General features: G+C 41.8%; 24 protein-coding genes. All 24 read right to left on the bottom strand.

Annotated features, from left to right (window positions below; all coding sequences use genetic code 11):
• Positions 1-20: 20 nt before the first annotated feature.
• On the bottom strand, positions 21-1,121 hold the full coding sequence (locus MHH54_RS11110; protein ID WP_003215741.1) for a Rap family tetratricopeptide repeat protein: 1,101 nt from the start codon (positions 1,119-1,121) through the stop codon (positions 21-23).
• A gap of 455 nt (positions 1,122-1,576) precedes the next feature.
• Positions 1,577-2,380: a sporulation transcription factor Spo0A gene (gene spo0A, locus MHH54_RS11115; protein ID WP_003215740.1), complete on the bottom strand. Its 804-nt coding sequence runs from the start codon at positions 2,378-2,380 to the stop codon at positions 1,577-1,579.
• A gap of 285 nt (positions 2,381-2,665) precedes the next feature.
• Positions 2,666-3,943 (bottom strand): SpoIVB peptidase, encoded by a 1,278-nt coding sequence (gene spoIVB / locus MHH54_RS11120; RefSeq protein WP_003215755.1) that lies wholly within the window; start codon positions 3,941-3,943, stop codon positions 2,666-2,668.
• Between the two features lie 198 nt (positions 3,944-4,141).
• Complete coding sequence (gene recN, locus MHH54_RS11125; protein ID WP_137054990.1) at positions 4,142-5,878, bottom strand: DNA repair protein RecN; 1,737 nt, start codon at positions 5,876-5,878, stop codon at positions 4,142-4,144.
• 33 nt (positions 5,879-5,911) lie between these two features.
• Entirely contained in the window at positions 5,912-6,361 is a 450-nt protein-coding gene (argR, locus tag MHH54_RS11130; protein WP_003215836.1) for a transcriptional regulator ArgR, read from the bottom strand.
• A gap of 159 nt (positions 6,362-6,520) precedes the next feature.
• Positions 6,521-7,375, bottom strand: coding sequence for a TlyA family RNA methyltransferase (locus MHH54_RS11135; RefSeq protein ID WP_106029159.1), 855 nt, complete (start codon positions 7,373-7,375; stop codon positions 6,521-6,523).
• The gene (dxs, locus tag MHH54_RS11140) at positions 7,372-9,273 is read right to left on the bottom strand and encodes a 1-deoxy-D-xylulose-5-phosphate synthase (RefSeq protein WP_342500255.1); all 1,902 of its coding nucleotides are present in this window, start codon (positions 9,271-9,273) and stop codon (positions 7,372-7,374) included. The genes MHH54_RS11135 and dxs overlap by 4 nt, the downstream gene beginning before the upstream one ends.
• A 150-nt stretch (positions 9,274-9,423) precedes the next feature.
• The gene (locus tag MHH54_RS11145; protein ID WP_113387134.1) at positions 9,424-10,314 is read right to left on the bottom strand and encodes a polyprenyl synthetase family protein; all 891 of its coding nucleotides are present in this window, start codon (positions 10,312-10,314) and stop codon (positions 9,424-9,426) included.
• Entirely contained in the window at positions 10,304-10,564 is a 261-nt protein-coding gene (locus MHH54_RS11150; RefSeq protein WP_106029156.1) for an exodeoxyribonuclease VII small subunit, read from the bottom strand. The genes MHH54_RS11145 and MHH54_RS11150 overlap by 11 nt, the downstream gene beginning before the upstream one ends.
• A complete protein-coding gene (gene xseA / locus MHH54_RS11155; RefSeq protein ID WP_342500256.1) occupies positions 10,561-11,907 on the bottom strand; it encodes an exodeoxyribonuclease VII large subunit in 1,347 nt (448 codons plus the stop codon). The genes MHH54_RS11150 and xseA overlap by 4 nt, the downstream gene beginning before the upstream one ends.
• A gap of 70 nt (positions 11,908-11,977) precedes the next feature.
• Entirely contained in the window at positions 11,978-12,829 is an 852-nt protein-coding gene (gene folD, locus MHH54_RS11160; protein WP_003215670.1) for a bifunctional methylenetetrahydrofolate dehydrogenase/methenyltetrahydrofolate cyclohydrolase FolD, read from the bottom strand.
• A gap of 11 nt (positions 12,830-12,840) precedes the next feature.
• Complete coding sequence (gene nusB / locus MHH54_RS11165) at positions 12,841-13,236, bottom strand: transcription antitermination factor NusB (RefSeq protein WP_003216031.1); 396 nt, start codon at positions 13,234-13,236, stop codon at positions 12,841-12,843.
• Between the two features lie 211 nt (positions 13,237-13,447).
• Positions 13,448-13,855, bottom strand: a complete 408-nt coding sequence (locus MHH54_RS11170) for an Asp23/Gls24 family envelope stress response protein (RefSeq protein WP_034620383.1) — start codon at positions 13,853-13,855, stop codon at positions 13,448-13,450.
• Between the two features lie 25 nt (positions 13,856-13,880).
• Positions 13,881-15,230: an acetyl-CoA carboxylase biotin carboxylase subunit gene (gene accC / locus MHH54_RS11175; protein ID WP_003215702.1), complete on the bottom strand. Its 1,350-nt coding sequence runs from the start codon at positions 15,228-15,230 to the stop codon at positions 13,881-13,883.
• An 11-nt stretch (positions 15,231-15,241) separates the two neighbouring features.
• Positions 15,242-15,718 (bottom strand): acetyl-CoA carboxylase biotin carboxyl carrier protein, encoded by a 477-nt coding sequence (gene accB, locus MHH54_RS11180; protein WP_003215926.1) that lies wholly within the window; start codon positions 15,716-15,718, stop codon positions 15,242-15,244.
• A 196-nt stretch (positions 15,719-15,914) separates the two neighbouring features.
• Positions 15,915-16,547, bottom strand: a complete 633-nt coding sequence (locus MHH54_RS11185) for a SpoIIIAH-like family protein (RefSeq protein ID WP_003216063.1) — start codon at positions 16,545-16,547, stop codon at positions 15,915-15,917.
• Entirely contained in the window at positions 16,547-17,218 is a 672-nt protein-coding gene (spoIIIAG, locus tag MHH54_RS11190; protein ID WP_012010535.1) for a stage III sporulation protein AG, read from the bottom strand. Before spoIIIAG ends, MHH54_RS11185 begins: the two co-directional genes overlap by 1 nt.
• A complete protein-coding gene (spoIIIAF, locus tag MHH54_RS11195) occupies positions 17,211-17,843 on the bottom strand; it encodes a stage III sporulation protein AF (RefSeq protein WP_342500257.1) in 633 nt (210 codons plus the stop codon). Before spoIIIAF ends, spoIIIAG begins: the two co-directional genes overlap by 8 nt.
• A 14-nt stretch (positions 17,844-17,857) precedes the next feature.
• The gene (spoIIIAE, locus tag MHH54_RS11200) at positions 17,858-19,051 is read right to left on the bottom strand and encodes a stage III sporulation protein AE (RefSeq protein ID WP_003215689.1); all 1,194 of its coding nucleotides are present in this window, start codon (positions 19,049-19,051) and stop codon (positions 17,858-17,860) included.
• 19 nt (positions 19,052-19,070) lie between these two features.
• The gene (gene spoIIIAD / locus MHH54_RS11205) at positions 19,071-19,484 is read right to left on the bottom strand and encodes a stage III sporulation protein AD (protein WP_095117840.1); all 414 of its coding nucleotides are present in this window, start codon (positions 19,482-19,484) and stop codon (positions 19,071-19,073) included.
• The gene (spoIIIAC, locus tag MHH54_RS11210) at positions 19,481-19,687 is read right to left on the bottom strand and encodes a stage III sporulation protein AC (RefSeq protein ID WP_003153142.1); all 207 of its coding nucleotides are present in this window, start codon (positions 19,685-19,687) and stop codon (positions 19,481-19,483) included. The genes spoIIIAD and spoIIIAC overlap by 4 nt, the downstream gene beginning before the upstream one ends.
• A 19-nt stretch (positions 19,688-19,706) precedes the next feature.
• Entirely contained in the window at positions 19,707-20,222 is a 516-nt protein-coding gene (spoIIIAB, locus tag MHH54_RS11215) for a stage III sporulation protein SpoIIIAB (RefSeq protein WP_034661265.1), read from the bottom strand.
• On the bottom strand, positions 20,216-21,139 hold the full coding sequence (spoIIIAA, locus tag MHH54_RS11220; RefSeq protein ID WP_342500258.1) for a stage III sporulation protein AA: 924 nt from the start codon (positions 21,137-21,139) through the stop codon (positions 20,216-20,218). The genes spoIIIAB and spoIIIAA overlap by 7 nt, the downstream gene beginning before the upstream one ends.
• Positions 21,140-21,205: 66 nt before the next feature.
• Positions 21,206-21,487, bottom strand: a complete 282-nt coding sequence (locus MHH54_RS11225) for a YqhV family protein (protein ID WP_044140987.1) — start codon at positions 21,485-21,487, stop codon at positions 21,206-21,208.
• Between the last annotated feature and the right edge of the window lie 61 nt (positions 21,488-21,548).

The following is a 21,548-nucleotide window of genomic DNA, read 5'->3' on the forward strand; positions in this document are numbered from 1 at the left end:
TAAACCTAACAACAACTTTTTCATAAGATAACCTCCACTTTCTTTTGAAGTATTTGTGCATCGAATTTCTTTTCAAGAAAACGAATGGCGTTTTGATAGTCATTTCGTTCCTTGAAGTATTTCGATATTTGTTCAGACAAATCCTCAAGCTCCACATATAATCTATTTTTTTCTATGTAGTCTAATTTTTCAGAGAATACGTCTGCTGCTCCACTATTTTCGCACATTAAATCTAAAATTTCAAATTTTACTATATATTCATTATTTTGGATATCACAGCTATACTGAATGCCCTCTTTAATATATTCTTTCGCCACTTGATCTCCTAGATGAACCAAGGCATTTGCCAGAACGTATAAAGATTGGATGTAATAATGGCTATTGTCACGGTGCATTTGAATGCCCATCCCTTTTTTGGCATATTGTGCGCTTTTTTCGTAATCATGCTTCGCATAATAAAGAACGGCTAAATTGTGATAGCATTTCCCAATCAGCACTTCATTGTTAATGCGTTTACTTTTCTCAAGTGCTTCTTGGTATTTTTCCTCCGCTTCGTCAAATTGGATCAAATCGATACAATTACTTGCATGTAAAATCAAGCTGTCAATCGCCTGCGCTGTATATTCTTCATGCGCTTTGAACGTATCGATGGCTTTTTTAATATGATTAATGGATATGAAATTTTGTTTCAGTTCGTAATAGATTGAAGCAACCTTATGATGAAAAGTCCCTACTTCAAGGTCCTCATTCACACGCTTTAGACGCTGTTCTGCAATTTTGTAAAAACTGATGGCTTCATCATACTTTTTCACATATGCAGCATATTGGCCTTTGTAAAAGTAAAAATAAAAATTAATAATGTCATCTGCTTTCTCATCAAGCGTTCCGACACTCTTCATAATGTGATTGGCTTTTTCAATATTTCCAAGTAACATTTCATGTCGGCCATTCACAAGCTGATAATACAGGAGAACTTCGCGGTCTTCATCTGTATTTTTTAGCAAATTCTGAATTTTCTCTTTATAGATAGCAGATTTTTCTAGGTCATTTTGAGAAATGACCCTCGTCCACTTGCTAATTTCGTTCGCTACCTCAGCAGAGTGGATTTTCAGCTTTCCCATAACCTCACCCTCTTCTTTTCATTATTATAGCATAGTAAAAGAATGTGAAAATTATTAAATTCGACAATGGGAATATTCAGTTCAAATGGCACAATCTCTAAGAAGCCAGTGACTTTAAAACGCCAACCAATCAGGTCAATAGAAATAGAACTTTCGATCTCATTTGCTTTATTTACCAAATTCATCAGACCTTTTCCTCTCATCCTTTTTCTTAAGAATGAGCGTTTCCTTCTTCTATTTTGAAGACCAAACAATTGATTGGCGTAGCTGATTACCACTAATTTATGTCATACCCATTTCTTTCATGCTTTATTGTTCATTTTATTCTGAAAATAAATCAAGCTGAGTTGTTTAAATGAGACAATAAGATGATTGTATCAACACAACCAATTTTTGACAATATTTTTCAAAATAAAAAAACGTCTCTTTGAAGAAACGTTTTTTATGAAAATGAACTAGCTTGCTCTATGCTCTAAGCGCAGACGATCAGCCACCATTGCGATAAATTCAGAATTGGTTGGTTTTGCTTTAGACATGCTGACTGTATAACCAAAGAGTGAGGAAATGGAATCAATGTTTCCTCTGCTCCAAGCCACTTCAATCGCATGACGAATCGCTCGTTCTACTCTGCTCGCGGTCGTGTTAAATTTCTTCGCGATGTCTGGATACAACACTTTTGTGATGCTTCCGAGAAGCTCGATGTCATTGTACACCATCGAAATGGCTTCTCTTAAGTATAAGTAACCTTTAATATGAGCCGGGACGCCAATCTCATGAATAATCGTTGTAATGCTCGCATCTAAGTTTCTGCGTTTCGGTTCAGGTTTGTTTCGAAGGACACTGTTTTGGATAGATGAAGATCGATGGGTGACTTGTGTGCCGTTTCCACTGACTTGACGAATATGACCGACTAGGTTTTCCATATCAAATGGCTTTAAGATGAAATAAGATGCGCCTAGATCAACTGCTTTTTTCGTGACATCTTCTTGTCCAAACGCCGTTAGCATAATCACACTTGGCTGTTTGGTCATGTCATTGTTTTCACGGAGGCGTTCCAGTACAGCAAGACCGTCTAAATGAGGCATGATAATATCTAAGAGGAGAACGTCGGGCTCTTTATCTTTAAATAATGTTAGACATTCCTGACCATTATACGCCACGCCAAGTACTTCCATATCTTCCTGTCCCTCAATATACTCTGTCAAAAGGCCAACAAGCTCTCGATTGTCATCAGCTACACACACTTTAATTTTCTCCACGTTCTTTCCTCCCCAATGTCGATTCCTTTAGTCTTTTGCATTTCTCTTCTGAGTGTTCAATTCGACAAAACCATGCCATCCCCTTTAAAAAACTTTAATTTTCCGAATAATAGAGCATTATCTAGCTTTTTCTACGTTTTTCTTAACGAATCGACGATTATTGCAATTTGACAACATACCATTTTCCATTTTGTCGAAAAATCTCTTTTTCCTTATTTTATAACATGATGGCAGAGAAAGAAAGGGAAGAAAAAAACTGCCGGAAGATTCGCGGCAGTTTGATGATCAGCTTGCTTTTTTGTTTTTTTGATAAAGATCGATGCCTGCTTCTGACAGCATCCATTCAATGTGTACGCCGTAGCCACTTGTCGGGTCATTGACGAAAACGTGTGTGACTGCCCCGATGACTTTTCCGTTTTGGATGATAGGGCTTCCGCTCATACCTTGGACGATACCGCCCGTTTTACTTAAAAGACGCTCATCTGTTACCTTCAATACCATCCCTTTTGTTGCCGGGAATTTCTGCGGAGTCGTGCTGACGATTTTAATATCAAACTTCTCCACTTTATCATGATCCACAACGGTTAAAATTTCTGCTGGACCTTCTTTTACTTCATTTGATAAAGCGACTGGAAGCGGTTTGTCTGATACATGATTTTCAAGCTTTTCGGTTAACGTACCAAAGATACCAAATGGGCTGTTGCGGGATATATCACCTATCGTTTTTCGTTCGGAAGAGAATCTTGCCAATTTTTCTCCAGGATTGCCTCCTGTGCCTTTTTCAATCGATGTTACGGTTGATCTGACAATTTCACCATTGTCGACAACAATTGGTTTTTTTGTATCCATGTCAGAAATGACATGCCCTAGGGCACCATATTTTTTAGAAGATGGTTCAAAGAAGGTCATCGTGCCGATTCCTGCTGCGGAATCTCGAATGTAAAGACCAATTCGATAGGTGCCTTCACTTGCATCTTTTGCGGGTGTTAATGTTGTTTGAAAGGTTTTATGGTCTCTTTTTATGAGTAAACGAAGCGTTTCACCTGTTTTCCCTGCTTTCTGGATAAATGGGGTGAGGTCATTCATTTTCTCCATCTTTTGACCATTGATTTCAATGATCATATCCCCTGATTGAATGCCTGCGGCTTCGCCTGGTGATTTTTTGCCGTCTGCTGTTGTGATTTGATGAAAACCTACAACGAGAACTCCTACAGAGTGGAGCTTGACGCCAATGGATTGTCCTCCAGGAACGACTTTTAATTCAGGGAGAACGTCGACTTTTGTTTTCTTAATAGGAAATCCTTTAAAATCATAAACAATTTCGGCTTTTCCCGCCTTTTGTCCTGTTACTTCAAGCTGATTCTTTTTCTCTGAAAGACTAAAGGCTTGTGAAGAAGCATTGGCTGACGCTTCTATTGATGTGTCAATTGAGTGCTTCTGTTTTTCAAATACAGCAACATTTGTTGGAATGCTGATGTATTCCTTCACTATGCTCATAAACCCTGTACTTATTAAAGAAACAAGGAGAATCACACCAATGGCTTTTCTCATCTTTTCGGGCATTCATTTTTCACTCTCCTCGCTCCTTACCCACACCAGAACACTCATGTTTTGGCTACATCTTTACTTTTGCCTTCTTCGCTTTGATTTATAACCGGCAGCTATAGAAAATGATTGGATAAATTGATAAAAGAAAAAGACGATTTCGTGGGTATATACAGCGATTTTGACACAATATAAAAAAGGCAGCTGGTTTTTCAGCTACCCTGTTGTTTTGACATCATTTGCTTGATGCAGCAATTCTTTTGCGTGCTGTTTTGTCAGTTCAGTGACTTCCACACCCGCAATCATCCTGCCAATTTCACTCACTTTTTCTTCATGACTTAATGGTTTGACGCTTGTCAGTGTTCTGCCTGCTTTAGAGCGTTTAGAAATGAAGAGGTGCGTGTCAGCCATTGCTGCTACTTGCGGGAGGTGCGTAATGCAGAGCACTTGTGAGCCAGCCGCCACTTTGTAAATTTTTTCGGCAATCGCCTGTGCAACTCTGCCGCTTACGCCCGTATCGACCTCATCGAAAATAATGGAAGTGACTTCTTGTTTGGCCGAGAAGATACTTTTCACGGCGAGCATAACACGTGAAATTTCTCCACCCGAGGCAACTTTTGATAAAGATTTCATCGGTTCGCCAGGATTAGTAGAAATCACAAATTGAGCTTGGTCGATTCCGTTTTTTCCAAGCTGGACGGGCTTTCCATCTAGCAGCGGATTATCCGTGCTGCTAAAAGGCGCATACCGAATGGAAAAGGATGTATCAAACGTTGATTTTTCCATATACAAATCCTTTAGTTCTGTTTGAATTTGCTTCGCTAGCTTTTTGGCCCATTTTTTACGAAGCTCCGAAACGTTAAGTGCTTCAAGCAGGGCGTCACGGCTCATTGCATCCAGTTTGTTTTTAAGCGTCTGCAGGTGACTGTCTCGATTTTGAATTTGATCGATTTCTTCTTCAATCTTCGCCGCATACTCCAAAATTTCCTCAACCGTTGTCCCGTACTTTCGTTTTAACTGCTTCATTTCATTCAGCCTAGACTCAATAAAATCAAGACGTGCTGGGTCGAACTCTAATTGATCCAGCATGCTTCGCATTTGGAACGTCGAATCCTCTAATAAATAGTAAGAGTTCGACACTTGTTCGGATAGCTTTTTCAGATCGTCGTTGATCTCAGAAACCTGCTCGAGCTCGCTTGATGACATGCCAACCCAATCAAGTCCCCCCTGCTCATTTCGCAAGGCATTATAGGCGTTTTGGAGTGAGGAAAAGATTTTTTCGTAGTTGCTGATCTGATGGCGCTCTTCTTGAAGCTTCTCGTCTTCTCCCGGCTCTAATTGTGCCGCTTCAATCTCTTCTAGCTGAAATTGCAATAAATCTAACCGGTGCACCATTTCCTGCTCATTCTCAGAGAGCTGTTTTAGCTTTTGGGCTGTCTTTGTATATTGCTCGTATGCTTCTTGATATTGTGACAACGCAGGTGCAATTTCTTCTGCTCCAAATTGATCGAGTAAATGCAGATGATTTTCATCCTCCATCAATAACTGGTTATCGTGCTGTCCATGTATATCGAGCAAAAGGCGTCCTACTTCGCGTAAAAGTGAGATTGTAACGAGCTTGCCATTGATGCGGCATATGCTTTTCCCGTTATTGTTCATATCACGGCGAAGAATCATCATTTCATCCGTTGCGTCAATTCCATGCTCTTCGCATAAAGCAAATACAGGGTGGTCAGCTGCTGGCACAAGAAAAAGCCCCTCCAGCTCAGCCTTTTTCTCACCATAACGAACAAATTCAGACGACCCTCTACCTCCCACAAGAAGTGAGACAGCATCAATCATGATGGATTTCCCTGCACCTGTTTCCCCTGTTAGGACTGTGAGTCCTTTTTCAAATGAAACTGTTAACTCTTCAATGATTGCAAAGTTTTTAATGGTTAGTTCTGCTAACACTCATTTGACACCTCTTTTTGTAAACCTGATTCTTTATAGAAGCTCTAAAATTTTGCTTGAAACTGTTTCCGTATCATCTGGAGTGCGGCAAATGATCAAAATGGTGTCATCTCCGCAAATGGTTCCCATGATTTCTTCCCAATCTAAATTATCCATTAAAGCCCCAATCGCCTGTGCATTACCCGGCATGGTTTTGAGGACGATTAAATGACTGGCAGCATCCATTTTAATAAATGCATCCATTAAGGATCGCTTTAGTTTAGACAGCGGATTAAACCGCTGATCCGCTGGAAGGCTGTATTTATATGTTCCATTGTTCGTTGGCACTTTCACTAAATGCAATTCTTTAATATCTCTTGAAACGGTCGCTTGTGTAATGTTATATCCATCGGATTTTAAAATATCGACTAGTTCATCTTGTGTTTCAATCTCTTGGCTCGCGATGATTTCTCTAATCTTGATATGCCTTTGACCTTTATTCATTTTTGACCCCCCTAGGCGTTTGATCTCAGTTTGTCTTTACGTTCTATGTTATATGAACCACAGTTCAAAAAACAAGCGTTACGTGAGAAACGGCCAATTCTCATCTTTTGACCATGTAAAAAGGAATAATAGCGAGCTATTATTCCTTTTGTTTCAACCTCATGTGTCAGCCGGCTCAGGACTGTTTTTCTTTTCTTTCAATACAGAATGGGCTTCCTTGACGATCTTTTCAAGCTCTGAAACCGGAAGTGCCGCATTCTCTTCTTGATCGGGATGAAGCACTAAATGGAGAAGGAACTCAATATTCCCGTCTCCGCCAGTAATAGGCGAAAATGATACATCCTTCACATCATAGCCTTCTTTTGCAGCAAATTCATTCATCTCTTCGAGTACACCAAGGTGGACCGATGGATCTCGCACGATGCCTTTTTTCCCAACAAGCTCTCTGCCTGCTTCAAATTGAGGCTTGACGAGTGCAATACAGTCTCCGCCCGGGACAAGAATGTGCTTTAAAGCCGGAAGGATGAGTTTAAGTGAAATAAAAGAGACATCAATTGACGCTACTTCTGGCAATCCTTCAGTAAAATCTGCTGGGACGGAATGACGGAAATTGGTGCGCTCCATGACGATTACCCTGTCATCCTGCCTTAATTTCCACGCAAGCTGATTGTAGCCAACATCAACAGCATATGATTTGACTGCTCCATTTTGAAGCGCACAATCTGTAAATCCACCTGTTGATGAACCAATATCAATTAGCAATTTTCCTTCAACGGTTAAGTCGAATTCTTTTAGCGCTTTTTCCAGCTTTAATCCGCCGCGGCTCACATATTTCAGAGGGTTCCCTTTCACAGTGAGCGGTGTATCACGAGCGATTTTCTCTCCTGGTTTATCCAAACGGTTTTCATTTGAGTAAACGATCCCTGCCATAATGGCACGCTTTGCTTTCTCTCTCGTTTCCATTAGTCCTTGTTCGACTAATAAAACGTCAAGTCGTTCTTTCTTTGATGTCATGATCCAATTCCTTTTCTTGGTGCTGCGGGAAGCAGGTCACGTAAAGTGTCAGCAACCTGTGCTTTCGTCAAACCAATTTCTTCAAGCAGGGCATCAACACTTCCATGCTCAATAAATTCATCTGGAATGCCCATACGTTCTACTTTTATATGAGATGCTTTCTTATCGTGTATATATTCTAAGACGCTGCTGCCAAATCCGCCTTGGAGCACAGCTTCTTCAATCGTTAAAATTGGAATACCTTCAGAAAAAATGTCATTTAACATCGCTTCATCAAGAGGCTTAATAAAACGAGCATTGACAACACGAACCGATTTCCCTTCTTTTTGAAGTTCTTCTGCAGCTTGGAGCGCCATTTTAATTGTCGTACCAAATGTTAAAATCACAGCATCCTTCCCTGGACGAAGAACCTCCCAGGACCCAATCGGAATGGTTTTCAGCTGATCATCCATTTTGACACCTAGCCCATTACCGCGCGGGAAGCGCATAGCAATAGGACCGTCATCATACTGAATGGCTGTATTGACCATGTGCTGTCCTTCATTTTCATCTTTTGGCATCATGAGCACCATATTCGGCATATGACGCATAAAGGCAATATCAAACACACCTTGATGGGTTTCTCCATCTGCACCGACAAGTCCCGCACGGTCAATGCCAATAAATACGTTAAGGTTCTGACGGCAAATATCGTGTAGCACTTGGTCATAGGCTCTTTGCAGGAACGTTGAATAAATCGCTAAAAATGGCTTCATGTCCTGCGTCGCAAGCCCAGCTGCCATTGTGGCTGCATGCTGCTCGGCAATTCCTACATCAAACATCCGCTCTGGAAATTCCTTCGCAAAGCCTTCAAGCTTTGAACCAACAGGCATCGCAGGCGTGATCGCAACAATCCGCTCATCTTCCCGCGCCAGGTTTCTGACCGTTTCACTAACGAGACCACTCCAAGACGGAGCTGCTGCTGCCGGTTTTACAAAATCACCTGTATCAATTTTGTATGGACCTGTACCGTGCCAAGTCCCGATTTTATCGGATTCTGCCGGCTGATAGCCTTTTCCTTTTTTCGTGATGACATGCAGAAGAACCGGACCTTTTGTTTTCTTTGCATATTCAAGATTTTCAAAAAGATCTTCATACGAATGTCCATCGACAGGACCTAAGTAGGTAAATCCCATTTCCTCAAAGAACATGCCAGATACAAGTAGATATTTGAGGCTGTCTTTGATACGCTCTGCTGTGGCAGCAAGCTTTCCACCTACAGCTGGAATGCGCTTGAATAAATATTCAAGCTCGTCCTTTACCCATTGGTATTTGCCAGCTGTACGTAATCTGCCAAGCATTGTGTGAATCGCACCGACGTTTGGTGCAATACTCATTTCATTGTCGTTTAATATGACAATCATATCTTTCTTTTCATCACCGATATGATTCAAAGCTTCTAGCGCCATACCTCCGGTTAGTGCACCGTCTCCGATAATCGGCAGGATATATTCATCTGTCCCTTTGATATCACGCGCTGCCGCCATACCCATCGCGCCAGATAACGAGGTTGAACTGTGACCTGTCTCCCACACATCATGCTCGCTTTCATTTCGTTTAGGAAAACCGCAAAGCCCTTTATATTGACGAAGTGTATCAAACTCCGCCCCTCTTCCCGTTAACAGCTTATGAACGTACGACTGATGTCCAACATCCCAGAGGAATTTGTCTTTTGGGCTGTCAAATACTTTATGAAGCGCAACAGTCAGTTCAACGACTCCTAGGTTCGGACCGATATGCCCACCAGAGTTAGCTAAGGACTCAATTAAAAACATGCGAATGTCAGCGCTAAGCTCCTCTAATTCTGCATTTGACATTCCTTTTAGAAACGTTGGATTTTTTATTGATAAAAGATCCAATTAGGATCAACTCGCTTTCAACAAAATTTCTATATACATCTATAATGCCTCATTCCTTTGAAAACCAATAGGGAATAAGAGTTGTCTCATCATAATAAACTGTTTACAGTTTACCACAATTGCTCGAGGAGCCTCAAATCTAGGCTGTTTTTAATGATCTCTTGAGGCAATTAGATCACATAAATCATGCAACAATTGCTGCTCTAATTGAAGATTTGAGACAATTTCTTTTGCACGTGTGATGTGCTCATGCAGCTTTTCTTTTGCTCCTGAAAGCGTTAATAAAGAAGGATATGTCGACTTTTCATTTGCTGTATCAGAGCCGACCCGTTTTCCGATTTTTTCTTCGCTTCCTTCGAGATCTAAAATATCATCACGGATTTGAAACGCAATGCCAATATGATAGCTGAATTCCCTTAGCTTTTCGATATCGTCATCTGATGCTCCTGCCAGCATTGCACCTGCTGCGACGCTGAACGTAAGGAGTTTTCCTGTTTTACGGGCGTGAATGGATTCTAGTTCAGCAAGCGATACTTGTTTTTGCTCTGCTTCCATGTCGTCAAATTGACCGCCAACCATTCCTAGAGCACCTGCTGACTTTACAAGCTCATCCACAATTCTGAGCTTTTTGTCAGCAGAGACGCTGCTAGACAGCTGAGATGTAATCAGGCGGAAGCTTTCTGTTAAAAGGGCATCACCTGCGAGAACCGCTGTTGCTTCTCCGTACACTTTATGATTCGTCGGTTTTCCTCTGCGAAGGTCATCGTCGTCCATGCAAGGAAGGTCATCATGTATCAATGAATACGTATGAATCATCTCAACCGCACAGCCGACAGGTATACCGTCTTCTTCGTTTTTACCGTAGGCATTTAGAAGAGCAAGAACGAGAACAGGTCGAAGCCTTTTCCCGCCCGCTTTAAGAGAATAGAGCATAGAAGATTTCAGGTCTTCAGGAATCGTCAATTCCTGAACATATGTAAATAAATTATCTTCAATGGTCTGTTTTCGTGTTGTTAAAAATTCATTTAAATTACTTGTCACCAGCATCGGCCTCCTTCACTGAGAAGGGAGCTAGCTCACCGTCCTCTTTTAAAATGAAATCCATTTGCTTTTCAACATGCTGTAATTTTTCATGACAAAGCTTCGAAAGGGTCATCCCTTCTTGGAAATAATGAATGGCCTGCTCAAGTGGTACATCTCCTTCTTCGAGCTTTCCCACAATCTCCTCAAGACCTTTCATCGCCTCTTCAAATGTCATTTGTTCTTCTTTTGGTTTATTGGATTCTGTCATGTTGATTGCCCCTCCTTCTCAATAACCTCACAAATCAGACGTCCATCCTTCATCGTGATGGTCAGCTGATCCTGCGTCTCTACTTGGTTCACACTTTTTATTAGTTCATCTTCTTTATAGGCTAAGCTATAGCCTCTTTCCATCACTTGAAGTGGATTTAATGCATTTAGTTTACCAAGAACCGATTGGAACTGCGAATGAATTGTTTTCATTTGCACATTCATACTGCGAATGAGCTGTTCTGTTTCATTGGCGTGGCGTTTTTTCGCTTGAAGCAGCTGCTCTTTAGGGTGAAGCGGCTTCAGCCTGTAGGTCTGGCGGTCTAGCTGACTGCGTTTTAGCTCAATTTGACTCGATAGCTGTTTTTGAAAACGGTCAAATACCAAATCGAATTGCTGCTCTTTTTGCTCCTGTAATCGTTTTGGAAAACGGAAGGCATAAGAGGATTGCAGCGCCACAAGACGATCCTTCGCTTGTGAGGTTCGATTCTTTACCGCTCTTGTTAGCCGTATATCGATTGATTTGATTCGTTCAATTAAATCGGTCGTGCTTGGAACAGCAAGTTCGGCTGCTCCTGTTGGTGTGGGTGCTCTCATATCTGCAGTGAAATCACTGATCGTAAAGTCTGTTTCGTGTCCAACTGCAGATATGATTGGAATGTCTGATACGAAGATGGCTCTTGCGACAGCTTCTTCATTAAAAGCCCAAAGCTCTTCAATCGAACCGCCTCCTCTTCCGACAATCAAGACATCACAGAGCTGTTTTTCATTCGCTTCCTTAATCCGCTCTACGATGGAACGGGTCGCATGCTCACCTTGAACGAGCGCCGGAAGCACAATGATTTTCGCCTGCTGATAGCGCCGATTAATGGTCGTAATGACATCTCGAACAGCCGCTCCTGTTGGAGACGTAATGACACCAACAACCTCTGGATATTCAGGGATTGGCTTTTTATAGCGCGCATCAAATAAGCCTTCACTTGCTAGCTTTTTCTTCAGCTCTTCATAAGCGAGATGAAGAGCACCAACACCATCAGGCTGCATTTCTTTTGCATATAATTGATAGTTGCCGCTTGGTTCATAGACTTGAATTCCGCCGCGTACAAACACCTTCATTCCACTCTTAGGTGAAAAAGGCAGCTTCGCCGCAGAGCGCTGAAACATGACAGCTTGCATGCGTGCGTTTTCGTCTTTTAAGGTGAAGTACACATGTCCTCTTGAATGAATCTTGACATTGGATAGCTCACCTTTGATCCAAATATCTTCTAAATGCGGATCAACATCAAATTTTCTTTTTATGTATTTTGTAAGGGCTGTGACCGTCACAAAGGCTTTTTCACTCATGACGTATTCCTCCTCTTCAAAAACGCACATTCATCCACCAGCAGCATGCAGGTGGATGAATGGATAAAGCTTATGCTAATGTACGTTTTGCTGATTTAACCGTATTATGTGCAAGCATCGTAATCGTCATTGGACCGACTCCGCCAGGGACTGGTGTGATATAAGAAGCTTTTTCTTTTGCCTCTTCAAAATCAACATCTCCAACAAGCTTTCCATTATCCAACCGATTGACTCCTACATCGATCACAATAGCGCCTTCTTTAATTTGGTCAGCTTTAATAAAGTTTGCTCGACCGACGGCAACAACTAAAATATCCGCTTTCAACGTATGTTCTGAAATATTCGCTGTTCTTGAATGGCAATAAGTAACCGTTGCGTTTTCGTTTAACAGTAATTGTCCTACTGGTTTACCGACAATATTGCTACGTCCGACAACAACGACTTCTTTTCCAGAAAGACTGACGCCCGTTTTATTTAGTAATTCAACAATGCCTGCTGGTGTGCATGGAAGGAATGTGTCTTCCCCAAGGAGCATTTTCCCGATATTCAATGGATGGAAACCATCAACATCTTTTTCAGGCGAAATACGTTCAATCACGGCTTTTTCAGAAATATGTTTTGGCAGTGGAAGCTGAACAAGAATCCCGTGGAATTGATCGTTCGCATTGTACTGATCAATCAGCTGAAGCAATGCTTCTTCTGTTAAAGAAGCATCTAAATGATCTAGCTGGAAATGCATCCCCATTGCTTCTGCTGCTTTTTTCTTCCCGCGTACGTAAGAAAGTGAAGCCGGATCATCACCGATTAGAATAACGGCAAGACCAGGTGTGACACCTTTTTGTTTTAGCTCTTCTACTTCTTTTGCTAATTGCTCACGCTTTTCTTTTGCTGTTTCTTTCCCATCGATGATTGTTGCTGTCATGTCGAATCCTCCTATTGCTGCTTTAGGTCGTTTTTAATGTTTGAAAGTACTCCATTTACAAATTTCGATGCTTTATCGTCACCGAATAATTTGGCCAGTTCAATCGCTTCATTCATTGAGACACTAACCGGGATATCTTCTTGATACACCATCTCGTACACAGACAGCCTTAAAATGGCTCTGTCTACGTTTGCAATACGATCGAGTTTCCAATTCACTAGATGCTGTGAAATCATGTCATCGAGCTTGTCCTTTTGTTCAAGCACACCGAAAACCAGCTCCTCGAAAAAAGGATCTGATTCTTGTTCATCCAGCGCATGTGTAATGGCCTCTTTCGGATCAATATTGCTCACATCAATTTGAAATAATGTTTGTAGCGCCTTTTCTCTTGCAGTTCTTCTTTTCATTATTTACTCCTTTAACCACTTTATCCGCTTGTCGTTAAGCCATACAGAGATCATAACATATTTTGACCGTGGTCGCACCAAGATCCATGCGAGCTGTGACGAAAAACGAATCAATCAACGTGTGAGATCTTTATTATTCGGAAATGACCCAAAAATGGGCTTTAAAAAACCAAAGAGGCAATGCCTCCTTGGTTTCACTTGAACTCTTTTTTTACATTTCTTGATCTACTTCAGCCTCAGATGCTTTAGTATCAAATTGAATACCAACGACATGAATATTGATTTCATTAATCGTTAAAGCAGTCATGTTCAAAAGAGTTTGACGGATATTTTCTTGTACAGCAGTGGATACCTTTGGAATGGATAGGCCAAATTCAACCACACAATATACATCGATTGTGATGCCTTCATCAGAGACATCTACTTTCACACCTTTACGGTGATTTTTCTTACCAAAGCGTTCTGCTACATCAGCAGCGAAATTGCCGCGCATTTCGGCAATGCCTTCGACTTCTGAAGCGGCGATCCCAGCAATGACCTCAATCACTTCTGGTGCAATTTGCACTTTTCCCAATTGATCTTCATCAAGGTTCATTTCAAGCAAATTGTTTTCTGACACGATCATTCACCTCCGAAAGCTGTGATTATTTCATGATTTGGTATGTTTCTAAAAACTTCGTATTAAAATTACCACTCACAAATGTTTCATGCTCAAGCAATCTTAGATGGAATGGGATCGTTGTGTAGACTCCTTCAATGACGAATTCTTGAAGCGAGCGTTTCATTCTCGCAATCGCTTCTTCTCTCGTCTTACCATATGTGATCACCTTTGCAATCATACTATCGTAATATGGCGGAATCACATAGCCCGGATAAGCGGCAGAATCAACACGTACTCCTAGACCGCCTGGCGGAAGATACATTTTAATTTCACCAGCTGAAGGCATGAAGTTTTTCTCTGGGTTCTCTGCATTAATACGGCATTCGATTGCCCATCCTTCATATACGACATCCTCTTGTGTAAGAGAAAGCTTCTCACCTGATGCGACTTTAATTTGTTCTTTGATCAAGTCAACACCTGTGACCATTTCTGTTACAGGATGCTCTACTTGAATACGGGTATTCATTTCCATGAAGTAGAACTTCTCTTCATTATAATCATAAATGAATTCGACTGTTCCAGCACCAGTGTATTCAACAGCTTCTGCAGCTTTTACGGCTGCTTCACCCATTTGCTCACGGATGTCTGCATTCAGCGCTGGTGATGGCGTTTCTTCAAGAAGCTTTTGCATTCTTCTTTGAATCGAGCAATCACGCTCTCCTAAATGAATGGTATTGCCATGCTGATCTGCAAGCACTTGGATTTCAACGTGTCTAAAGTCTTCAATGAACTTTTCTAAATAGACGCCAGGGTTACCAAAGTTTTGCGCTGCTTCCTGCTGCGTGATGGTGACACCGTTAATAAGCTCTTCTTCGGTACGAGCTACACGGATTCCTTTACCACCGCCGCCGGCAGTTGCTTTTATAATCACAGGATACCCAATACTTGCTGCTGTTGAAACAGCATCATCAAGATCTTTTACAATTCCTTGAGAACCAGGAACAATCGGAACGCCAGCATCTTTCATTGTTTCCCTTGCGACATCTTTCGTTCCCATTTTGGAAATCGCTGACGCAGTTGGCCCAACAAAGATGACATTGCATTCCTCGCAAAGCTCTGCGAAGTCTGCATTTTCAGCAAGGAAGCCGTATCCTGGATGGATGGCATCTGTCCCTGTTAATTTGGCTACACTAACAATATTCGTGACATTTAAATAACTATCTTTTGAAGCAGTCGGTCCGATGCAATATGCTTCATCAGCCATTTGAACATGAAGCGCATCGCGATCCGCTTCAGAAAATACCGCAACTGTTTCAATTCCAAGCTCTTTACAAGCGCGGATAATTCTAACTGCGATTTCTCCTCTGTTTGCAATTAATAGCTTTTTAATCATGATCGTACTCCTTACTCTGCTTTCACTAGAAAGAGGGGTTGTCCGAATTCTACAAGCTGACCGTTCTCAGCTAATACTTCGACGATTTCACCTTTTACTTCTGCTTCGATTTCATTAAACAGTTTCATCGCTTCTACGATGCACACAACTGTGTTTTCCTTCACCTTAGAACCTGATGTCACATATGGATCTGCTTCTGGTGAAGATGAAGCATAAAATGTGCCAACCATTGGGGATGTGATTTTATGCAGATTTTCAGACGCAGCTGCCTCTTGTGCAGGGGCTTCGGTCTGAGCTGGAGCTTGTGCTTTAGGAGCTTGTTGAGCTGGAGCTGCTTGGACAGGAGCCACTGGTGCCGCTACTTGCTGAACGACTTCTTTATTTTTCTTCAGTTTGATTTTTGCACCTTCGTTTTCGTACGTAAATTCATCAATTGTTGATTCGTCAATTAATTTAATCAGTTCATGAATTTCTTCAATTTTTAACATGGATTTGCACCCCTATGTATGGATTTATCTTTTTCTTTATAGGCTAGTACTAAAAGTACATACTATAACCATCTTACAGGAGGATTTCATTGAATTCAACTACTATTGTGGCGAAGCGCTTTGCGAGAGCACCTTGGAGAGGGCGCCAAACCGCATCAAAAAACGCCCTTTACGGCAAAGGGCGCCTGTTCATTTTTTATTCATTGGAGGGCTCAAAAGTGACCGCTACGTTATCAAGACCTCTCATTTCTTTTGTGACCATATCAATAATATCGGCCGCTTGGGACTTTGATTTTTTGTCAGAACGAACTGTGATGCTCACTTTATCTCCCTCTGCACTCACTAGCGCATCTTTATAACCTTTTGTTTTAATTAAGGTTTCGAGCTGACGCTCCGTTCCTTCTGCCTCACTAAGCGCTGTCATTTGGTCATACGCTTCGCTTTTTTCTTGTGCTGTTGCATCATCACTGGATACGATTTCGTTGAACTCTTCACGCTGTTTGCTTCGTTTATCTTCAAGCTCTAATCTGTATGTTGTAAAAAGCTCATCGTCTGTTTGCTCTGACACAGCCTTTCCTTCTTCACCGCTTGTTTCAATATCCTCTTGTTTACCATTTGTTTCTTTGTCAGTGGACTTCTCATCAGCGCCTTTTTCCGTTCCTTTGTCCATCCCTTTTTCTGGTTCAGTCTTTTTCTCTTCCGTTCCTTTTGATTTCATCTCTTCTACTGTCACTGCATTTTCACCTTGTGGAGACATGATATAGTACACACTTAAGACGACAACTAAACTTAGCATCGTTAATAGCCAAACCGTTTGTTTTTTTAACATCATTCCGAATCCTCCTTGATTTTTTTAGGGGCAACAGCCACTCTATGGCTCGGTACATCAAGCACTCGTGTAACCGCTTCAATGATGGTTTTCTTTATTTGAACGTTGTCTACTCCTTGAGCAACAACGAGAACACCTCGAATATCTGGTTTTTTCGTTTGCACCACGACTGGCGTTTCTTCATTGCCATTTTTGATGATGACGATTTCTTCTTCTTTTGTTTGATCGGTGACACTTCGCACGCCGCCTTCTTTATCTGTTTCTTCGGTCGTTGTGCTTTTATTGGATTTGTTTTTTTCAAACACTTTTAAAGAAGTGGCGTCTACATTGACCACAATCGATACATCCTCAACGCCAATAATGGTCTCTAAAATTTCTTTCAGCTGATTTTCGTATTCTTGCTCAACATCTTCAATCGAATTCTTTGATTTACTTGACGATGCCGGCTTGAATACCTCCTGCTCTTGTGAGGTTGTTTTTTTAGAAGCAGGAACAGCAGCTTGTTCTTTGCTTGATGGCGGTGACAAGATCTGACTGACTAACATGAAAGATACGCCGATGATGAATACAAGCAGCAAGTAATGGTGCTTCGTTAATTTTGGTTTCCCTTCACCTTTTTCAGGCGGCTGCAAGAATGATTTCAGCTTTTGTTTCCAGTCCTTGTTATTCATGATCTGCTGCGTCACCTCCCTCAATGTTCAGCGCAATGTGCTCAGGACTCGTATTCCAAACTTCAGCAAGCGTCTCTTTCACCCTCTTGATCTCTTTGCTAGAAGATCCAGCGCTTTCCTCCTTTTGCCTGGAGAGATCAATGTCCACCTTTGCCACCGTTTCTACAGCATCACCTGTGAGCGGGGAAAGAACTGCTTTGATGCGAAATTGATCCGCCTCCATATTCTGATCCAGCTGCTCTTCATCTGCCAGCACTTCTACGTGTTTCATTTCGTAGCTCTCCTTCTCCAGTGGCTCCTTTGCGCTTTTTTCTAGTTGGACAGCCATTTGCTTTAAAATATATGCACGCTGAGAGGCTTGTATTTCTTTTTTTTCTAAATTCATCTGATTTTTTATTTCTTCTGACTGTGCTTCTTCCTTTCCCTTCATCAATTCTGAGAAAATTTGGTCAGGATCTGCCCGAAATAAAGCAAAAATCGGATTGAGCATCACCACAATCAATAGGAGGCTGACGACCATTTTGGCATATTTTTGCATGCTTGAATTGGGAAGCAGAAGATCAATGACAATCGCAAATAAGATAAAGAGAATAATACTTGTGATCCATTCCGTGAGAAAACTCAAAAGGTGTCCCCTCCTTACTTCATCATCATGGTCAGGTTGCCAGCAGTGATAATGACGGTAATGCTTAAAAAGAACATGAGCGACACGACAGCAAGTGCAGCAAAGATATAAAGCACACTTTTTGAAATGACATCAAGGCAGCTGATAATCGGTCCGCCTCCTAATGGCTGAAGAATGGCTGCGGCAAGCTTATATATAAGGGCTAGCGAGAGCACTTTGATCGCAGGGAAAGCGGCAATTGAAATGAGAATAGCAACGCCAACAAGTCCGACCGTATTTTTAAGTAATACAGAGGCACTGATGACGGTATCCGTCGCATCTGTAAACATTCTACCAAGGACGGGGATGAAATTTCCGGTAATAAATTTGGCTGTACGAAGTGCGATACCATCCGTAACCGCAGCAGATGCACCTTGCACAGAAATGACGCCAAGAAAGACAGTTAAAAAAACGGCTAACCCGCCTATCGCCACATTTCTTAACAGCTGGGCAAGCTGGGTAACCTTGTATTGTTCAGTCAGCGTACTGACAATGCTCAATATCGCTGATAAAAAAATAAGCGGAAGAACGACATATTGAATAAAAACGCCGCTCGTATTCATTAAAAATAAGATAACAGGATGAAAGAATCCGGCTGAGACAAGCCCGCCTGATGAAGCAATCAGTGCTAATAACAGAGGAATAAGAGCAAGAATAAAACTGGTCATCGTTTGAATCGCTTCTGTTGCATAAGAAATCGCCACATGAAAGCTGTTAAGTGCAATAATGATCAGCACCATATAAACAAGTGCGTATGCGACTTTACTGACAGTGCTTTGTTCAAATGCATTCTGCAAAAGCTGTAAAAGCGAACAAAAGATGGTGAGTAAAATCAGTGTACCAAGGAGCTTTCCGTTTGCGATGACCTCGTGAAAAAGATAATGAACAAAGGCTTTCAGCCATGTCTGGGGAGACAGCTCTTTATCGCCATCAATCATTTCCTTCACTGTTCCTTTTTGGCTTTCTGGCAGAAAGCCGCCATACTCGTCCAATATGGTTTCCCAAAAGTCACTAATGGAATGAAGCTCAAGTGCATCAGCCTGTCCAGTTGCCACTTCTTCTGCTGCTGGTGCTTCATTTGATAACGGCTCTTTTTCTTCTGCACCTGCGTGCGGAGCGAACAGCCAGAAGAAAAGCATCAGTCCCATAACAGCTGTCACCCGTTTCATTATCATCACCTCTTTTCAATTAAGTCATGGACGGGATCATACCTAAGATGGTCTCAATGATGACTGTTAAAATGGGGACTGCCATGACCAAGATGAGAATTTTGCCGCCAAGCTCTATTTTTGATGCAATGGCGCCTTGTCCAGCATCTTTTGTCAGCTGGGCGCCGAATTCCGCAATATAGGCAATGCCGATAATTTTTAAAATGGTTTCAACATACTTCATATTGACGCCGGCACTTGCCGCAATTTTTTCTATCATCGAAATAATGGCATAGATTTGATCTATTAAATAAAGAAAGATCACACACCCTGTAAATACAACAAGCATAAAGGCGAAGGTTGGCTTTTGTTCTTTGACGATTAAGGCTAAAAAAGTAGCGATTAAACCAAGTCCAACAATTTGTATGATGTCGATTTGTAAGCCCTCCCCTATCCTTGAAATAGAAATACGGCTTTAATCTTTTTAAACAAATCATCTACAATGGTTGCCACCATAAACAAAATGTAGATAAACCCAAGCAGCGTGACCCACTGAGCGTACTCCTTTTTCCCCATTTGATCTAAAATCGTATGGAGGAATGCCACAACGATGCCTACTCCCGCAATTTGAAAAATGACGTTTACATCAACGCCCATGCTCTCGACTCCCTTCCTCTCACATCAATAAAAGAATCAGTAGTAATCCGCTTAAAAATCCGAGGCTTCTGACCATTTTTTCATTTTTGGCTTGGGCGATTTCAGCTTCCTTCTCCTCCGATTCCAAATGACCTAAAGCAAGCTTGATATATTTTTGCTGAGACGTGACATCATGCTGGCCAAGTGTTTCTCCAAAGTGCTTCAGTGCCTCATATTCGCCTTTTTTTAAGACGGTTTTTTTCCAAACATCCTCAAGACTCTCATTCCATGCATGCCGCGCGGAAAAGGTTCCAACTTTCAGCTTTTCTGCAAATTGTTCAAATAACCGATTCACAGGAGGACCTACTTGCGACGCAATTTGCTCTGCTGCACGCGCTAGCGGTGTTTGACCATACATAATTTCAGCTTCAAGAGACTGGAGCGCAAACCGGAGCTGCCGAATTTGTTTCGGCCGGTCGCTATATCGTTTGGCAAACTCGAACCCTCCCCAAGTCGTAGCCGCGACAATCAAGATAGCGCCAATGAGCTTTAACATACGTCCACTCCCCGCCTCCATTTCATCTCTTGTCCGCCTTGGTCATATATCCGCCCGATCGTGCCGGGACCGTCCTTGCGATTTAATTCAACATAACGTTCAAACACTCGAAGCTCCCATAACAGCTTCAATGATGGACGTTTATACACATTTTCAAGTGAATAGCCATGAACGGAAACGATAATGGTGACCCCAGCATGAATCGCTTCTAAAAGTGCCTGCACATCCTCGCTTTTTCCGATTTCATCGACGATCATGACCTCTGGACTCATAGACCGAATCATCATCATCAAGCCCTCAGCCTTTGGACATGCATCGAGCACGTCAACCCGGTGTCCAAACTGGTGCTGCGGCACCCCTCTTATACACCCAGCGATTTCTGAACGCTCATCTATAATGCCTGTTTTTTTAGGAGGAATTGCTTTTGTGCCCGTACTAGCCAGTCTTGCTATATCGCGCAATAATGTCGTTTTCCCTGTTTGCGGTGGACCGATGATCAGTGTATTGCACCAGTGCTCGTCATATAAATAGGGAAGAAAGGGAAGCGCAATCCCGACTTTTTCTTTTGCGATGCGGATATTAAATGAAGAGATATCTCTTAATCCTTTGACAATGCCGTTTTCAACGATCACCTTTCCTGCAAGTCCCACCCGGTGTCCGCCTGAAATGGTGATGTAGCCTTGCTTTAGCTCTTCTTCAAGTGTGTACATACTATAATTGCTCAGCCTGCCTAATAGCTGAGACGCATCTTCTCCTGTTGTGTGATAAGAAAGAAAGCGCGGTTTTCCTCTTTGCATTAATTCAATAGGACGATCCGTGCGAATGCGGATTTCTTCTATTTGATCCCATTCTGCTTCTTTTAGCAGTCTAAGTTCTTGTCCAATCGAGTACGGGAGAATATCCAACAAACTCCGCAACGAATTCCCCTCCTTTTTTTCTTCTCTAAAATGTATGATGGGAGACGTTAATTATGCCAAGCCGTTTTACTTATAGATCCCAACAAGAATAAATACGACACCAATGAAAATAAAGACGAGCTTGGCATAGGATAACTGCCCTGCGATTTGATAGATTCCAATCGTCATCGTGATAATAAAAATGAGCGGCCCAATGATCGCCAATATACTATTGATGATAACCGCTTTTCGAACGTCATTTGTGACTAAAATGAGGATGGCGGCCGTCAGTTCAATCGCTGCCGATAAAAACCTCATGCCTGCCATCGCAGCGACTGATGGATGTAGACCTGGGAGAAATTGTTTCATATAGAACCTCCAGCTTTTTTTACACTATATGCTTGTCTAGCTGGAAGTAGTCTTGTTTTTC

It is taken from the genome of Bacillus sp. FSL K6-4563 (assembly GCF_038630405.1).
In the GTDB taxonomy this organism is placed as follows: domain Bacteria; phylum Bacillota; class Bacilli; order Bacillales; family Bacillaceae; genus Bacillus; species Bacillus pumilus.

What these genes read in the sequence shown, in the direction of transcription:
- MHH54_RS11110 (WP_003215741.1), bottom strand. Translation starts at nt 1,121, where the DNA reads ATGGGAAAGCTGAAAATCCACTCTGCTGAGGTAGCGAACGAAATTAGC.
- spoIVB (WP_003215755.1), bottom strand. Translation starts at nt 3,943, where the DNA reads ATGCCCGAAAAGATGAGAAAAGCCATTGGTGTGATTCTCCTTGTTTCT.
- argR (WP_003215836.1), bottom strand. Translation starts at nt 6,361, where the DNA reads ATGAATAAAGGTCAAAGGCATATCAAGATTAGAGAAATCATCGCGAGC.
- MHH54_RS11135 (WP_106029159.1), bottom strand. Translation starts at nt 7,375, where the DNA reads ATGACATCAAAGAAAGAACGACTTGACGTTTTATTAGTCGAACAAGGA.
- MHH54_RS11150 (WP_106029156.1), bottom strand. Translation starts at nt 10,564, where the DNA reads ATGACAGAATCCAATAAACCAAAAGAAGAACAAATGACATTTGAAGAG.
- xseA (WP_342500256.1), bottom strand. Translation starts at nt 11,907, where the DNA reads ATGAGTGAAAAAGCCTTTGTGACGGTCACAGCCCTTACAAAATACATA.
- folD (WP_003215670.1), bottom strand. Translation starts at nt 12,829, where the DNA reads ATGACAGCAACAATCATCGATGGGAAAGAAACAGCAAAAGAAAAGCGT.
- nusB (WP_003216031.1), bottom strand. Translation starts at nt 13,236, where the DNA reads ATGAAAAGAAGAACTGCAAGAGAAAAGGCGCTACAAACATTATTTCAA.
- accC (WP_003215702.1), bottom strand. Translation starts at nt 15,230, where the DNA reads ATGATTAAAAAGCTATTAATTGCAAACAGAGGAGAAATCGCAGTTAGA.
- accB (WP_003215926.1), bottom strand. Translation starts at nt 15,718, where the DNA reads ATGTTAAAAATTGAAGAAATTCATGAACTGATTAAATTAATTGACGAA.
- MHH54_RS11185 (WP_003216063.1), bottom strand. Translation starts at nt 16,547, where the DNA reads ATGTTAAAAAAACAAACGGTTTGGCTATTAACGATGCTAAGTTTAGTT.
- spoIIIAG (WP_012010535.1), bottom strand. Translation starts at nt 17,218, where the DNA reads ATGAATAACAAGGACTGGAAACAAAAGCTGAAATCATTCTTGCAGCCG.
- spoIIIAE (WP_003215689.1), bottom strand. Translation starts at nt 19,051, where the DNA reads ATGAAACGGGTGACAGCTGTTATGGGACTGATGCTTTTCTTCTGGCTG.
- spoIIIAC (WP_003153142.1), bottom strand. Translation starts at nt 19,687, where the DNA reads ATGGGCGTTGATGTAAACGTCATTTTTCAAATTGCGGGAGTAGGCATC.
- spoIIIAB (WP_034661265.1), bottom strand. Translation starts at nt 20,222, where the DNA reads ATGTTAAAGCTCATTGGCGCTATCTTGATTGTCGCGGCTACGACTTGG.
- MHH54_RS11225 (WP_044140987.1), bottom strand. Translation starts at nt 21,487, where the DNA reads ATGAAACAATTTCTCCCAGGTCTACATCCATCAGTCGCTGCGATGGCA.